Source organism: Rahnella sp. BCC 1045 (assembly GCF_019049615.1).
In the GTDB taxonomy this organism is placed as follows: Bacteria; Pseudomonadota; Gammaproteobacteria; order Enterobacterales; family Enterobacteriaceae; genus Rahnella; species Rahnella contaminans.
The window spans coordinates 70298-84769 of sequence record NZ_JAFMOZ010000141.1 but is presented as its reverse complement, the minus strand read 5'-3'; the positions used below and the strand labels follow the sequence as shown (position 1 = coordinate 84769).

The 14472-nt window shown below is 54.4% G+C and carries 14 protein-coding genes; 6 read left to right on the top strand and 8 right to left on the bottom strand.

Features of this window, described 5'->3' with window-relative positions:
• Window positions 1–23: 23 nt before the first annotated feature.
• The 6 genes from J1782_RS21905 to J1782_RS21880 form a co-directional block, all read right to left on the bottom strand.
• On the bottom strand, window positions 24–1424 hold the full coding sequence (locus J1782_RS21905) for a sugar porter family MFS transporter (RefSeq protein WP_217153897.1): 1401 nt from the start codon (window positions 1422–1424) through the stop codon (window positions 24–26).
• Between the two features lie 36 nt (window positions 1425–1460).
• A complete protein-coding gene (locus J1782_RS21900) occupies window positions 1461–2348 on the bottom strand; it encodes an SMP-30/gluconolactonase/LRE family protein (RefSeq protein ID WP_217153896.1) in 888 nt (295 codons plus the stop codon).
• Window positions 2345–2995: a 2-dehydro-3-deoxy-6-phosphogalactonate aldolase gene (locus J1782_RS21895; RefSeq protein ID WP_217153895.1), complete on the bottom strand. Its 651-nt coding sequence runs from the start codon at window positions 2993–2995 to the stop codon at window positions 2345–2347. The genes J1782_RS21900 and J1782_RS21895 overlap by 4 nt, the downstream gene beginning before the upstream one ends.
• Window positions 2992–3897: a 2-dehydro-3-deoxygalactonokinase gene (locus J1782_RS21890; protein WP_152324447.1), complete on the bottom strand. Its 906-nt coding sequence runs from the start codon at window positions 3895–3897 to the stop codon at window positions 2992–2994. The genes J1782_RS21895 and J1782_RS21890 overlap by 4 nt, the downstream gene beginning before the upstream one ends.
• Before the next feature lie 108 nt (window positions 3898–4005).
• Window positions 4006–4737: a FadR/GntR family transcriptional regulator gene (locus J1782_RS21885; RefSeq protein ID WP_152324446.1), complete on the bottom strand. Its 732-nt coding sequence runs from the start codon at window positions 4735–4737 to the stop codon at window positions 4006–4008.
• A gap of 53 nt (window positions 4738–4790) precedes the next feature.
• On the bottom strand, window positions 4791–5693 hold the full coding sequence (locus J1782_RS21880; RefSeq protein ID WP_217153894.1) for a LysR substrate-binding domain-containing protein: 903 nt from the start codon (window positions 5691–5693) through the stop codon (window positions 4791–4793).
• Window positions 5694–5882: 189 nt separating this feature from the next.
• Between J1782_RS21880 and J1782_RS21875 the strand changes: the two genes are divergently transcribed.
• Window positions 5883–6656: an SDR family NAD(P)-dependent oxidoreductase gene (locus J1782_RS21875; protein WP_217153923.1), complete on the top strand. Its 774-nt coding sequence runs from the start codon at window positions 5883–5885 to the stop codon at window positions 6654–6656.
• A gap of 14 nt (window positions 6657–6670) precedes the next feature.
• On the opposite strand, the gene J1782_RS21870 is transcribed toward J1782_RS21875, so the two are convergent.
• Entirely contained in the window at window positions 6671–7738 is a 1068-nt protein-coding gene (locus J1782_RS21870) for a LacI family DNA-binding transcriptional regulator (RefSeq protein WP_152324444.1), read from the bottom strand.
• A 259-nt stretch (window positions 7739–7997) separates the two neighbouring features.
• Here J1782_RS21870 and J1782_RS21865 point away from each other — a divergent pair, with 259 nt between their 5' ends.
• The 4 genes from J1782_RS21865 to J1782_RS21850 are packed head-to-tail and all read left to right on the top strand — an operon-like array spanning window position 7998 to window position 12897.
• Window positions 7998–9173, top strand: a complete 1176-nt coding sequence (locus J1782_RS21865) for a Gfo/Idh/MocA family protein (RefSeq protein WP_165058357.1) — start codon at window positions 7998–8000, stop codon at window positions 9171–9173.
• Between the two features lie 2 nt (window positions 9174–9175).
• A complete protein-coding gene (locus J1782_RS21860) occupies window positions 9176–10243 on the top strand; it encodes a Gfo/Idh/MocA family protein (RefSeq protein ID WP_217153893.1) in 1068 nt (355 codons plus the stop codon).
• Window positions 10244–10256: 13 nt separating this feature from the next.
• Window positions 10257–11297 carry a Gfo/Idh/MocA family protein gene (locus J1782_RS21855; RefSeq protein ID WP_217153922.1) on the top strand — a complete coding sequence of 347 codons (1041 nt, stop codon included), beginning with the start codon at window positions 10257–10259 and terminating at the stop codon, window positions 11295–11297.
• Between the two features lie 40 nt (window positions 11298–11337).
• Window positions 11338–12897 carry an MFS transporter gene (locus tag J1782_RS21850; protein WP_217153892.1) on the top strand — a complete coding sequence of 520 codons (1560 nt, stop codon included), beginning with the start codon at window positions 11338–11340 and terminating at the stop codon, window positions 12895–12897.
• 6 nt (window positions 12898–12903) lie between these two features.
• Here J1782_RS21850 and J1782_RS21845 read toward each other — a convergent pair whose 3' ends face one another.
• Window positions 12904–13422 carry a GNAT family N-acetyltransferase gene (locus J1782_RS21845; RefSeq protein ID WP_152324440.1) on the bottom strand — a complete coding sequence of 173 codons (519 nt, stop codon included), beginning with the start codon at window positions 13420–13422 and terminating at the stop codon, window positions 12904–12906.
• A gap of 195 nt (window positions 13423–13617) precedes the next feature.
• On the opposite strand from J1782_RS21845, the gene nlpA reads away from it, so the two are divergent.
• On the top strand, window positions 13618–14436 hold the full coding sequence (gene nlpA / locus J1782_RS21840) for a lipoprotein NlpA (RefSeq protein WP_152324439.1): 819 nt from the start codon (window positions 13618–13620) through the stop codon (window positions 14434–14436).
• Window positions 14437–14472 lie beyond the last annotated feature (36 nt).

Sequence of the window (14472 nt, the reverse complement as noted above, 5' to 3'; positions counted from 1 at the left end):
CCGGGTGGAGGGGAAAGGGTTAATCAGCGTGAGCTGCCAATGCTTCTCAGCGGCAGACCGGCCATCAGGTTTTTCTCGATGTTTTCAAGCGAGATGTTTTTAGTTTCAGGTACAAAAATCAGGGTCAGGACGATGCAGACGACGTTAAGTGCGGCGTATAGCCAGAACGTGCCCGCGCTGCCGACGGTGTCGATGAGCGTCAGGAATGTCGCGCCGATGATCATGTTGGCAATCCAGTTCGCCATCGTGGAGCAGGTGACGCCAAAATCGCGGCCTGCCAGTGGATGGATTTCAGAGCACAACACCCAGATCAGCGGCCCGGCGCTCATGGCAAATCCGACGATGAAAATCAGCAGCAGCGTGACGGCCACGTATTGTTGGGTCAGGCTGGTGATGCCGGTGAAGAACATCCAGCCCATCAGCGCCATACAAATTGCCATTACGCTGAACCCCAGTTTAAGAATCGGTTTACGTCCCCAGCGATCGACCAGACCGATGGCGATAAAAGTCGCCAGCACGTTGGTTAATCCGGCAATCACCGTTCCCCACATTTGTTGCTGCGTGGAAGCGAAACCGGCAATCGCGAAGATTTTCGGGGCGTAATACATGATGACGGTCATGCCGGTGAACTGCTGCATGAACTGCAACAGCACGCCGAGACAGGTGGTGCGGCGAAAATTGCTGTTAGCGCGGAATAAGTGCCAGCCGCGTTGTTTCATCTGCACGCTCTGGCGGATGGCTTCCAGTTCGATGTGCGCTTCGGATTTTGTTGAGCGCAGCAACAGCAACACTTTTTCCGCCAGCTCACTTTTGTTTTTCATCATCAGCCAGCGCGGGCTTTCGGGCAGCGTTAAAACACCGGCAAACAGAATCAGTGCGGGGAACGTAATAATGCCCAGCATCCAGCGCCAGTTGCCGCTGCTACTGAACGCAGTATCAGACAGAAATGCCGCCAGGATCCCGATGGTGATCATCAGCTGATACAGGGAAATCATGCTGCCACGGATGTGTTCGGGCGCGATTTCGGAGAGATAAAGCGGTGCCACAAATGAGGCCACGCCGACCGCTGCGCCCAGCAGGAAACGCGAGACGATAAGGATCTGCAAATCAGGCGCAAAGGCACAGCCGATGGAGCCTGCAACAAAAAGTGCTGCGCCAATCAGAAGCGTTTTTTTACGTCCGATGCGAGAGCACAGTGGCCCGCTGCATAGCGCACCGAGCGCCGCGCCGAGCATCATCACGCTGACCACCATTTCCTGCTGATGGCTGCTCAGGCCGAATTCCTGCGCCAGAAACGGTAACGCGCCCGCAATCACGCCCATATCCAGCCCGAACAGCAGGCCCGCCAGCGCGGCCAATAAACAGACCAGCAGGGTCTGCCGGTTGGTGTGCGGCACCGCCCGGGGAATGATATTCGTCGTCATAAGTCACCTTTGAGATTATTTTGATTTTATGGGGTTTTACAGGGTGAACAGGGAGGCCCGCTGTCCTGTGTAGGGCGTTTCGTAGCGCAGCAAAGCGCCGTCCGTGGCGGACGGCATTCTGAGCCCGTCGCGCGCCGAAGTGATGTACAAATCCTGAAAATTCCTGCCGCCGAAAGCGCAGCTCGATGGCTGCATGACGGGCAAAGGCAACGTCGTGAGAAATTGCGGGGCATAATCATTAAGCTGATAAGCCGCCAGACAAGCCCCGCCCCAGCGGGCATTAAGCAACAGGCCTGTATTGGTTACGGCAGAGCCGTCGGCAAAAACATCGTCCGGCAGCGGCCAGGTGCGCAGCGTCGGATGTGTGATAAGGCTGGCCGGGCTTTGGTAAAAGCAGTGCGCAAAAGTATCGATAAACCAGGCGTGACCGCCGTGCCATACCAGCGTGTTAGGCACATGCTGATCGCCGAGCATTTTCACCGGCTGCGCGTCGCCAGTGGCGAAGCGATACCAGCTGCCGAGGGCGTTTCTGGCGGTGGCGTCCATTGTGCTGAACCACACGGAACCGTCCGGCGCGACGGCCGCTTCGTTCGGGCGCGTGGCGGCGGTTTCCGGCCAGCCGCACAGCGGATAACGGGTCATGCTGTGATAGTCATACAGCAGGATGCCTTCGCCGGTGACGAGCAAAAAATGCTCCGGTCGGTCGGTCAGTATTACCGCGCTGCACACAGAAGGTAAGGTGTGGATTTCAAAACGATCGTCCTGCTCCGGCCAGTAACGCAGTAACCGCCGCTGCACAATATCGACCCAAATCAGCGACTGTGAGCTGAAACACCAGACCGGCGTTTCGCCCAGCTCGGCACGGTAATCACCGATAACTGATAAATTTTTCAGCGCAGAGCTTTTCGGCAGAGGGTTTTTCATTTTTGCGCTGCCAGCTGCCATGTCGCCTGATACGCCAGCGCCCGTTCGCGAAGGGCAGACAGTGTAATGCCCGGCTGATACAGCCCGCCGCCCAGACCAAATCCGTTTGCGCCCGCTTGCAGATAGGCGCGCATTTGCCCGGCATCGGCATTCACGCCGCCAACCGGCAGGCAAACCACTTCCGCCGGTAAAACCGCACGCATTGCCCTGGTGACGGCAGGTGTCATTAACTCGGCAGGGAAAAATTTCAGCGCGCTGGCACCCGACCGCAGCGCCGTAAAAGCTTCACCCGGCGTGGCGATGCCCGGCAAACTCAGCAGCCCGAGTTCAAGAGTGGCGCGGATCACCGACGGCTCCATGTTCGGGGAGATAATCAGCTGTCCGCCAGCCTCTGCGACCTGATGCACCTGATGTTCTGTCAGCACGGTTCCTGCGCCGACATAACCTTTGTCGCCCACAGTGTTCGCCATGATGGTGATGGATTCCAGCGGACGCGGGCTGTTGAGCGGCACTTCCAGATAGGTAAAGCCGCATTCGAGCAGCGTTTGCGCCACGCCCTGCGCTTCCTCCGGCGTGATGCCGCGCAAAATAGCAATCAGCGGCAACGTGCATTCCTGCCAGCGGCGGGAAAAATTCAGGTAATTCATGACGACTCTCCGTGAAGACACTGATAAATCTGCGTCATGCCCTGAATGAAGCACGCATTGCCGTCGGCAGAAGTGAGGGTGATCCCGAGCTGTTTTGCGGCGCGGGTATAGCGTTCCGTTAAGGCGGGCGAACCGACGATCCACGCTTCTTTGCCCGCAACGGCATATAATTCCGCGCCAATCAGTAAACCGGAAAGATAGCTGGCGACCTGCGCGGGAGTGAGTTCGCCGTTCAGCCGCAAAGTGCGGGCTGAAAACAGCGCATTGCTCAGGTGTGGCGCGTGCAGTGCGTTGGTGACGCCAAGAGCAAAAGCCCGGGGATCTTCTGGCGATTCCGGTACATCACGCCCCAGCAATGAATGGCTGAGCATTACCGAATAAATCTCACCGGTCATGAATGTGCTGAACCGCAGGATCTCACCGTTATGCAGTTCGGCGTGTTTGCTGTGCGTGCCGGGCAGGATCACGTACTGGCTGTTTTGCGGATCGGGATGCAGTGCCGCCAGCCCGAGCAGCTGAATTTCTTCGCCGCGCATGACGTCCGGTAAACCGAATTCATTCTTCCCGCTGACACCCGCGACAATCTGGCACGGGCTTCCCCACGGTGTTTTCAGCGAGGCGGTACATTGCGCCAGCTGCCGCGAACTGGCGGGCAGCGCGACATACGGCACTTCCTGCCAGCCCTGCTGCGAGCCGACCATGCCCGCCATCAGCAGAGGCAGTTGTGGATGCAGCGCCAGCCAGCGGGCAATCAGCGGTTTAAGCGCAGCGGCAAACTGGCGGTCGGGCACATGCAGCAAGCCGCACTGCGCGCTGACAGTGTCGAGGCATTGATGTTCTTTCATCAGGAACGCCCGAAAATTCGAGGTTCCCCAGTCGATGGCAATCCAGTAATTTTTCATTCTTGAGTTACAACCAGTAAAATCTTGTATGACAAGAATGATGAGGAAAAAATAACCTTATAACTGTGATGGAGATCCAAAGTTAGCTAACGGGGATAAAAAAGATCGTTAAAAGAAGTGCTGATACTTTTCGGGGATTTCGCGCCAGATGTGTTTGTGAGCGGCGCTCAATAGGATGTGGCGCATACATTTACGTGCGGAATCAGCTTGTTTAAGGCGGATCGCTTCCAGTAAGTCGCGGTGCTGCTGTACGGCTTCCTGCGTGAGTTGCAGGTCAGCTTCGAGGGTTTGCTTGAAAGACAGAAGCATGGCTGCCGACAGCGCGTTACCGACTGACGCCAGAAAAGGGTTATGGCACGACTGCAAAACGGCGGTGTGAAATGCCAGATCGCCTTGTTCGAATTCTGCAGCAGAATTGTTTTTCTGGCCGGACTGCATGGTCGCCAGCGCATCTTCAATCGCGGCCAGATCATGACCGGTAGCATTGAGCGCCGCCATGGCCGCGACGTCTGGCTCAAAAATCAGGCGCGTGAGCATCAGTTGTTCTACCAGTTCCGATTCGATACCGACATCTTCGAGCCACGACAACACTTCTGCATCCAGAAAACTCCACTGCTCGCGCGGTGTAACGATACTGCGTCTCTTGGCCTGGATCAGTAACATGCCTTTCGCCCCGAGCACCTGAAGCGCATTTCGCACCGACGTACGCGATGCCTCATACTGCTGCGCCAGCTCGTTTTCCCCCGGGATCGGTAACCCGACAGCCAGTTCGCCGCGAATAATGCGCAGCGCCAGATCACGGGTAATGGATTCAGAAACGGAAGAAGTGAGTTTGTTCATCGGAGTCTCAGCAGTGAGTTTCAGGGGAGGGCTGGCGCGATAATCGTAACATCTTACTGAATTTCCTCCACCATCCAGTCGTGAAATGCCTTCACTTCCGGGCGTTGTAAGGATTTTGCAGACCTGACGAGATAATAAGACCAGGTGATTGGCAGCGACATTTGCGGGAATAACTGCACCAGCCGGTGAATATCTAAATCCTGCTGCACCAGCGCTTTGCGTACCAGCGTGATGCCCTGACCACTGAGCACGGCCTGGATCACCGCGGCGGTGGAATTGATATGCTGATGAGACTGACGCACGCCGTCCAGCCCGCATTTTTTCAGTACGCTTTCCCACAGCGGGAGATTCGCGCCGGGGTGCGGCGTGTCGTCGTGGATAAGCTTTTGTTCATAAAGCCAGTTGTGGCTGATGTTCTTATCGGCGGGCAGCAGAGACGGGCTGCACACCATCACCACTTCTTCATCCATCAGCCAGGTTGCGTGTAAACCTGACCAGTTTCCCGGCCCGCAGCGGATACCAATATCGGCTTCACCGTGTGCAAGATCGGTGAGCCGGTCTGCGACGTCCAGACGGATATCAATATTCTGATGGCGTTCTGAAAAACGGTTAAGCCGCGGCATCAGCCAGTTCATCACCAGCACCTGCGAGGCGGTGACCACCACCACGGAGCGCGCACTGCGCCCGCGAAGTTTTGTCAGGCCGCTTTCCAGTTTATCCAGCCCGAGCGAGATGTCATCGAGCGCATCATGCACATCGCTGAGCAGCGTGAGGCGTTCACTGCCGGAGCGGGTGCGCGTAAGCAGCGGATGTCCGACCCATTCTTCCAGCGCCCGCACCAGCTGGCCGACCGCAGCGGGTGTTACGCCCAGCTCATTCGCCGCGCCGGTAAAACTGCCGTGTCGCGCGGTGGCTTCAAAAGCTTGCAACCATTTCAGTCTGTTGAGGGTTCGCATGATGTTCTCATCGTCGGGGAAATTTTTTGCAAAGTACCAGCGCACAGTAATGAGATAGTTTTTCTTTGTCGATGACTTATTTCTTATGCGTCGCTGGCGGTGCGCATGGCTGGCATGATGACCTCATCAGCCGGAACGACGAACTGCTCCGGTTACACAGACAAAGAAAATATTGCGGAGATAAAAATGATGAGCAACACATTCAGCGGTAAAAAATTACTGGTTGTTGGTGGTACAAGTGGCATGGGGCTGGAAACCGCGCGTCTGCTGCTGGAGCAGGGCGGCAGTGTGGTGCTGGTCGGTAACCGTCAGGAAAAAGCCGACGCCGCGCAGCGTGAGCTTTCCGCACTCGGTCCGGTTTCCGTGCTGGTGGGGGATCTGATGACGGAGCAGGGCATGAATCACATCCGTCACGCGATTAACGCGGAGCATCAGGATATCAGTCTGCTGGTGAATGCCGCGGGTGTGTTCTTCCCGAAACCTTTTGCGGAGCATGAAGAAGCCGATTACGACATGTATATGAACATTAACCGCGCGACGTTTTTTATCACCCGTGATGTGGTGAAAAATATGCTGGCAGCCGGAACGCGCGGTTCGGTGGTGAATATCGGGTCGATGTGGGCGCAGCAGGCCATCGGTGCCACGCCTTCTTCCGCCTATTCAATGGCTAAAGCCGGGCTGCATGCGCTGACCAAAAACATGGCGATTGAGCTGGGCGGTCACGGCATCCGTGTCAACGCCGTGTCTCCGGCGGTGGTGCAGACGCCCATTTATGAAGGTTTTATCGCGAAAGATGAAGTGGAAGGTGTGATGAACAGCTTCAACAGTTTCCACCCGATTGGCCGCGTCGGTAAGCCGCGTGATATCGCTGAAACCGTCGCGTTTCTGCTGAGCGAAAAAGCGGGCTGGGTCACCGGCGCAATCTGGGATATTGACGGCGGGGTGATGGCCGGTCGCAACTGATCATCATCTTCTGATTATAAACCGGAAGGCTGCGGATATAACCCTTTACGCTTCCATTTCACATCCGCAACTGATTGTCCGGTGTGGATTTTGCCCTGCAACAACAGGTTAAATTTCGCGCCTGATGGCCGCGTCAGGCGGCTTTGCAGGATGTACACGGCCTCGCTGCCCAGCTCGCGGCAGGGCAGAAGGACGGAGGTGAAATTCATCGGCGAGGTGAGTTTCATGTCGTGCTCGAAATCCATGCTCATGACGGAAATGTCTTCCGGCACCTGGATGCCCTGATCCCGCAACGCTTCCACGGTGGCGTGCGCAATCGGCGTGCTGCCGCAGATAATGGCTGACGGCAGGCATTCGCGGTTGCGCTCTTTCAGGTATTTATCGAAGCATTTGCGCGCCTGCTCTTTGCCGTTGCCGTGATTGATCAGCAGATGTGTCGCTTCGTCAAAAATGACGTGATGCTCAAGACAGGCGCGTTTGAAGCCGTCCAGCCTTTGCATCATGGTTTCGCGGCGCAGGTCAGTGAAGAGCAATACCGGCCGGTGGCCTTTCTGGAAAAGGAAATTCGCCGCGCAATAACCGATCGAATAGTGATCCGCTGACACGCAATCAAGGCGCATTTCGCTGTCTTTCGCATTCAGCATCACCACCGGTTTATTCGATTCCGCCGCCAGACGATAAAGCATCACGTCATCAATTCCGATGATAACGACGCCGTCCACGTCGGACAGATTCAGCGCCTGCATAAAAACCGCGATATCGGGGTCGTTTACCGACAACGCGCATTTACGGATGTGAATATCAAAGCGCGCCACTTCAGCGGTAATTTCCTGAATGGCTTCGTAATAATAGAGATCTTCACGCTGGGAAAATGCCGCAGGCGGCGCGCAAATTAACAGGGTATTCATTAACAAACGGCTGGCGGGAATGTCGCGCAAAATACCCATGGTTCTTGCATGGGTAAATACCTTTTCTTTTGCCCGCGGGCTGACATTCGCTTTACCAGCAAGGACACGGGAAACAGTGCTCGGAGAAAGCCCGGTGAGCTCCGCAATTTGCCTGATTTTTAATTTTCCCGTCATTGTGTGATCAACGCCTCATTAGAGTATGGACTTATTACCACGGTTAACTGGTTGTAATTCTTAAGCTATTCGCAATCATAGCAAAACCATTCTGCCGCACTGCAATTCCTGTCACAAATAGCGGTTGTTGGAAAAAAAAGTCGTTACTACTCTCCTGAATAACAACGTCAGAGAAAAAATATCGTATTTGCCTGCCCTGAATTATTAATAAATTCAGCAAGGTGACGATCGCCCTTAGGTTTTTATCGGGAGTAGGATAATGCTTAAAATAGCCATTATTGGTACGGGTAATATTTCACATAACCATATTCAGGGATATTTGCAGTTTGCCGATCGCTGCCAGGTGGTCGCGCTGGTGGATATTTATCCGGAGAAAGCGGAAGAGAAAAAACGGCATTACGGGCTCACTGACGCGAAGGTTTACGCCAGTCATCAGGATATTCTTAATGATTCGGACATTGACGTTTTTGACGTCTGCACGCCGCCGTATGTGCATGCCGAAATCTCTGTTGACGCGCTGAACGCCGGAAAGCATGTGCTCTGTGAAAAACCGATGGCCGCTTCCTTGCAGGAGTGTGACGCGATGATCCGCGCCGCGCAGGAAAGCGGTAAAACGCTTTCCATCATTGCGCAAAACCGTTTTACCGATGCGTTCTGGCGGCTGAAACAGGTGCTCGATTCCGGCGAGGCGGGAAAAGTTTGCCACGCGCAGGTGGATTCGTTCTGGTGGCGCGGCCATTCCTATTACGATTTGTGGTGGCGCGGAACCTGGGAAAAAGAGGCGGGCGGCTGCACCCTCAATCACGCGGTGCACCATATTGACGCCATTCAGTGGATGCTCGGTTTCCCTTCCGAAGTGGTGTCGATGATCACCAACGCCGCTCACGATAATGCCGAAGTGGAAGACCTTTCGGCGGCGATTTTCAAATATGACACTGGTGCGCTGACGCAGCTGACGGCTTCCGTAGTGCATCACGGTGAAGATCAGAAAATTGTCATTCAGGGCGAAAAAGCCCGGGTTTCTGCACCATGGGATAAATTCGCCAGCATTTCTGCCCCGAACGGTTTTCCGGTGGAAGAGCGTGATACCGCGCGTGAAAACCGCCTCGAGGATGTGTATCAGTCCATTCCCAAACTGACTTATACCCTGCACACCGGCCAGATAGACAACTTCCTCACCGCGCTGGAAACGAAAAGCGCCCCGCTGATCGACGGCGTTCAGGGCAAGCGTTCGCTGGAACTGATTGCCGCGATTTATAAATCGGCCATTACGCGCAGCATTGTGACGCTGCCGCTGGTTCAGACCGATCCTTTCTATCAGACCGGCGGGCTGGTTTCGCTGGCCCCGCACTTTTACGAGAAATCGGCTTCCGTGGAAAACTTCGCCAACGAAGAGGCGATCCCGCTGGGTAAAAACATGGATACAGGAGCGTAAATATGAGCATCAAAGACGGAATGAACTATGCACCTGTCGGGAAACCGCAGCCGGTGGTGAAACCGGGCGAATTCGTGATTGCCGCCGCCGCGCTCGATCACGGGCATATTTACGGCATGTGCAACGGGCTGATTGAAGCCGGTGCCAGCCTGAAATGGGTTTACGATCCGGATCCGGCAAAAGTGGCGAAGTTAGTCAGCCAGTATCCGCAGGTGACGGTCGCTCCATCGCTGAGCGCGATTCTCGATGATAAAGAGGTGCAACTGGTGGCTGGCGCGGGAATTCCGTCGGAACGCTGCGCGCTCGGGCTGAAAGTGATGGACGCCGGAAAGGATTATTTCACCGACAAAGCGCCGCTCACCACGCTGCAACAGCTGGCGGCAGCAAAAGAAAAGGCGGCGAAAACCGGGCGTAAATATGCGGTGTATTACAGCGAACGTCTGCATGTGGAAAGCGCAGTATTTGCCGGGCAACTGGTGCAGGAAGGGGCGATTGGTCGCGTGGTTCAGACGCTCGGTACCGGCCCGCACCGCGAGGGTGAAGGGCGGCCTGACTGGTTTTACGAAAGGGAGAAATTTGGCGGGATCCTGTGCGACATCGGCAGTCATCAGATTGAGCAGTTTCTGTTTTATACCGGCAACGGCAATGCCCGCGTGGTCGCGGCACAGGCGCTGAATTTCAACCATCCGCAATACCCGAACTTTGAAGATTTTGGCGATACGATGCTTGAAGGTGAAAACGGCGCACGTGGATATTTTCGCTGCGATTGGTTTACGCCGGGAGGGCTCAGCACCTGGGGCGACGGGCGTCTGACGCTGCTGGGCACTGAAGGTTACATTGAGGTGCGCAAATATGTCGATATCACACGTGGCGAACAGGACGTGGTGTACCTGGTGAATAAGGAAGGCGAATTCCGTTATCCGGTTTCCGGACAGGTCGGATTCCCGTTCTTCGGGCAACTGATCCTCGATTGTCTGAACCGCACTGAAAACGCCATGACGCAGGAGCATGCGTTTAAAGCCGCAGAGCTTTGCGTGCGGGCGCAGATGCTGGCGAACGGGACACGCTGAAACGGGAGGAATGATGAATATGATTAATGCCGCCGTCATTGGCTGTGGTGCCATCCATTCCTGCCACGTGGCGGCGATAGAACAGGAACCTGCGAGCACGCTGCGGGCGATTGCAGAAATTGATATTGAAAAAGGGCGTGAGCTGGCGCAGCGGTATAACTGCGATTTTTATGCCGATTATCATGAAATGCTGCGCGACCCGCAGATTGATGTTGTGCATATTTGTCTGCCGCATCATCTGCATCAGGAAGCCATTCTTGCCGCACTGGCCGCCGGAAAACATGTGTTCACCGAAAAACCGGTGGCACTGAATTCCGGGGAAGTCGCCGCCATCAGGCAGGCCTTGACGGAAACAGACGCCCGGCTGGGTGTCTGTTATCAGAACCGGCTAAACCCGACGAGCCGTGAAATTAAAGCGCTGCTCGAAAGCGGGCAGCTCGGCAAAATGCTCAGTATTAAAGCCGTGCTGACATGGTCGCGCAGCGGCACGTATTACACCGAAAGCCCGTGGCGCGGTCGTTTCGAAACAGAAGGTGGCAGTTTGCTGATCAACCAGGCTATTCATACGCTGGATCTTATGCAGTGGTTTGGCGGCGGCGTGCTGGCGGTGAAAGGCGTGGTGGAGAGCAGTTTTCTCAGCGAACTCACCGAAAATGAAGATACCGCGATGGCCAGTTTTAAACTCGGTAACGGCGCGCGCGGGCTGTTCTATGCGACCAACTGCCACAGCACGGATTCCCCGCTGCTGCTGGAAATTCATTGCGAAAAAGGGCTGTTGCAGCTGCATCACAACACGCTCTGGCTGATTGACGGGGAAAACAAAACGCTGTTAATCAGCGATGAAAATCCGTCGGGCAATGCTAAAAGCTACTGGGGTGACAGCCATCGACAGGCGGTATTTAATTTCTACCTGTCAGTTCGTCATTCAGGGAATACTCTTTATACCCAAAACAAAAACTATACCGATATTTATGACGCCGAAATCTCCCTGAATATTGTCGGGGCTATTTACCGGTCATCTCAGTTGCGGAAATGGATAACGCTTACCGATTAAATAATTTTAATAATAACCCTACACTGACAGGATAATAAAAATGAAACCAACTGAGCGCAGAGTCGGTTATGGCACGGCCATCGGGTATGGCGTGACCGATTTATTTGGTGGCGGCGCTTTTGCCGTTATTGGTACCTGGCTATTATTCTTCTATACCACTTATTGCGGATTATCTGTTTTTGAAGCCGGTTCTATTTTCGCTATTGCCCGCGTTATCGATGCGATATTAAGCCCGATTATGGGCTATATCACCGATAATTTCGGCAACACCTGGCTGGGGAAAAAATTTGGCCGCCGCCGTTTTTTCCTGCTGATCAGCGCTCCTTTGATGTTCCTTTACGCGCTGGTCTGGGTCACAGATATGAGCTACTGGTACTACCTCGGTACCTATCTTTCTATTGAATTGCTGTCCGCGATGGTGCTGGTGCCGTGGGAAACACTGTCGGCGGAAATGACCAACCGGTTCAGCGAACGCACCCGTCTTTCGGGCGTACGCATGATTTGTTCCCAGCTCGGCGGTCTGCTGGCGGTGTCGATTCCGGGCATACTGATGCAGTTCACCGGCAAAGATAATTCCCTGACGTACACCTACACCGGTATCATTTTTGCCTGCATCTTCTGCGTGGCGGTATTCACCACCTGGATGTGTACGTGGGAAGCGAAAGACGTGCGTGAAGAGTTTGAACCGGAGCCGGTCACCGCCGGTGGCGGCAGTTTGTGGCACCATTTAAAAAGCCTGGTATTAGATCTTTTTTCCTCGTTCAGAATACGCATGTTCCGCCAGCATATTATTATCTATATCTTCTCGTTTACCGCACTGGACGTTTTTGGTGCCGTATTCACCTATTATGTGGTTTACGGATTGCATCAAAGTGCCTCGTCGGTTTCAGGGTATTTAAGTGTGGCGGCGCTGGCTTCCGTACCTTCGACGTTTATATTTATGATGTTGCTTGAAAAATTAAATATGTCGCCTTCGGGTGCACTGCGGCTGGCGTACGGCATTATATTCTGCGTACTGGCTTTCCTGTTCTATGTCTATATCACCGAAATGGCGGTTTCCCTGCTGCTGTTCTCCGCGGTCTTTGCCATATTCGGTTTCGCACGCGCCGGTCTTTATTATATTCCGTGGAATATCTACAGCTTTATTCCGGACGTGGATGAAATCGTCACCAAAAAACGCCGCGAAGGGATATTTGCCGGTGTAATGGTATTAACGCGAAAAAGCACGGTCGCGCTGGCGATTATGCTGATTGGTGTGGTGCTGGAAGAAAGCGGTTTCGTTAAAGGCCAGGGTATTCAGCCGGAAAGCGCGCTGCACGCGATTATCGGGCTGATGGTTTTTGCTACCGGCATCCTGCTGGCCGTCAGTTTCTATATGACATTTAAATTTAAGCTGACGCGGGATACGCACAGAACGCTGATCAAAGAAGTCGCGCGCCTGAAACTCGGCGGCGAACTGAATGACTGCACGCCGGAGTGTCAGAAAGTGATCAAGGATCTGACCGGTTACGACTATCAGGAAGTGTGGGACGGCAGTGCGACGCGCAAAACCGCCGGAGGAAAATTAGCCCCCGCGCCCGGTGACGCGGTCGGGCTCTGAAAGGCGTTATTCCGGCGGCGTCTGGTCGCCGCCGCCTAACGGGCGCTGCATAAATACGGTATCCAGCCAGCGCCCGTGTTTAAAACCGACGGATTTCAGGGTGCCGGTAACACTAAAACCGGCCGCCAGATGAAGGTGAATGGACGCCTGATTCTGGCTGTCGCCGACGTTACCAATCAGCTGGCGATACCCCTGCATTTCCGCCCAGTCCACTGCCCGGCGCAGCAAGGCTTTTCCCGCCCCGCGTTTCTGAAAACCGGGATCAATATAAATAGAATCCTCCAGCGTATGCCGGTAGGCGTAACGCTCGCGATATCGCCCGAGGTAGCAATAGCCTTTCACTTCCCCTTCATGCAGAACCACCAGCCAGAGCAGCCCGGCGTCTTTGATTTTCTTCAGGCGCGCGGCCATTTCATCCACAGAAGGCGGCTCCGTTTCAAAGGACGCGGTGCCGTGTTTAACATGCCAGGCATAAATTTTCTGCATTTCGGGAACGTGCTGTTCGTCCGCTTCAATAATTTCCATTCTTCCGGGCTCTCGTCAGTCAGTTTCCTCCAGCCTACACGTTTCGGAAAGAATCGGGCAGGGGAGTGCTGCGCATTATTTACGGGTTATGCTTTTTTCTTCTTATTGATGCTTTTTTCGTTTTTTAAGCCGCTACCCTGACCCTGCTATAGTCAGCTTCACTTTGGATTAGGGCTTATTTTTTAAGGAAAAACCGTGAAACTGACAATGCCTCATTTTCGGACAGGCGCTTTCATATTACTCGCAGGATTGGTGCTGGCGGGTTGTGATCAAAAGGGTAGCGATGCGAAGCACATCAAGGTCGGTGTGATTAACGGCGCGGAGCAGGATGTCGCCGAAGTCGCCAAAAAAGTCGCGAAAGAGAAATACGGGCTGGATGTCGAGCTGGTCGGGTTCAGCGGTTCATTGTTGCCGAACGACGCCACGCAGCACGGTGAGCTGGATGCCAACGTTTTCCAGCATCGCCCGTTCCTCGATCAGGACAATAAAGCGCATGGCTACAATCTCGTCGCCGTCGGTAATACGTTTGTGTTCCCGATGGCCGGTTATTCGAAAAAAATCAAAACTGTCGGTCAGCTGAAAGACGGCGCGACGGTGGCGATCCCGAACGATCCGACTAATCTGGGCCGCGCGCTTTTGCTGCTGCAAAAAGAGAAACTGATCACTCTGAAAGAGGGTAAAGGTCTGTTGCCGACGGCGCCGGATATCGTTGAGAACCCGCATCATCTGAACATTATGGAGCTCGAAGGCGCGCAGTTACCGCGTGTGCTCGACGACCCGAAAGTCGATGTGGCGATCATCAGCACCACTTACATTCAGCAAACCGGGTTATCGCCGGTGCACGACAGCGTGTTTATCGAAGACAAGAACTCGCCTTACGTGAACCTGCTGGTGACGCGCGAAGACAATAAAGACGCGGAGAACGTGAAGGAGTTTCTGAAATCTTATCAGTCGCCGGAAGTGGCAAAAGCCGCAGAGAAAATCTTCAACGGTGGCGCAGTTCCGGGCTGGTAACAGGCTTTAAAGAGATGAATAAAATTTGACGCTTTT

Coding starts and splice junctions, on each gene's coding strand:
- J1782_RS21905 (WP_217153897.1), bottom strand. CDS start 1,424: ATGACGACGAATATCATTCCCCGGGCGGTGCCGCACACCAACCGGCAG.
- J1782_RS21900 (WP_217153896.1), bottom strand. CDS start 2,348: ATGAAAAACCCTCTGCCGAAAAGCTCTGCGCTGAAAAATTTATCAGTT.
- J1782_RS21895 (WP_217153895.1), bottom strand. CDS start 2,995: ATGAATTACCTGAATTTTTCCCGCCGCTGGCAGGAATGCACGTTGCCG.
- J1782_RS21890 (WP_152324447.1), bottom strand. CDS start 3,897: ATGAAAAATTACTGGATTGCCATCGACTGGGGAACCTCGAATTTTCGG.
- J1782_RS21885 (WP_152324446.1), bottom strand. CDS start 4,737: ATGAACAAACTCACTTCTTCCGTTTCTGAATCCATTACCCGTGATCTG.
- J1782_RS21880 (WP_217153894.1), bottom strand. CDS start 5,693: ATGCGAACCCTCAACAGACTGAAATGGTTGCAAGCTTTTGAAGCCACC.
- J1782_RS21875 (WP_217153923.1), top strand. CDS start 5,883: ATGAGCAACACATTCAGCGGTAAAAAATTACTGGTTGTTGGTGGTACA.
- J1782_RS21870 (WP_152324444.1), bottom strand. CDS start 7,738: ATGACGGGAAAATTAAAAATCAGGCAAATTGCGGAGCTCACCGGGCTT.
- J1782_RS21865 (WP_165058357.1), top strand. CDS start 7,998: ATGCTTAAAATAGCCATTATTGGTACGGGTAATATTTCACATAACCAT.
- J1782_RS21860 (WP_217153893.1), top strand. CDS start 9,176: ATGAGCATCAAAGACGGAATGAACTATGCACCTGTCGGGAAACCGCAG.
- J1782_RS21855 (WP_217153922.1), top strand. CDS start 10,257: ATGAATATGATTAATGCCGCCGTCATTGGCTGTGGTGCCATCCATTCC.
- J1782_RS21850 (WP_217153892.1), top strand. CDS start 11,338: ATGAAACCAACTGAGCGCAGAGTCGGTTATGGCACGGCCATCGGGTAT.
- J1782_RS21845 (WP_152324440.1), bottom strand. CDS start 13,422: ATGGAAATTATTGAAGCGGACGAACAGCACGTTCCCGAAATGCAGAAA.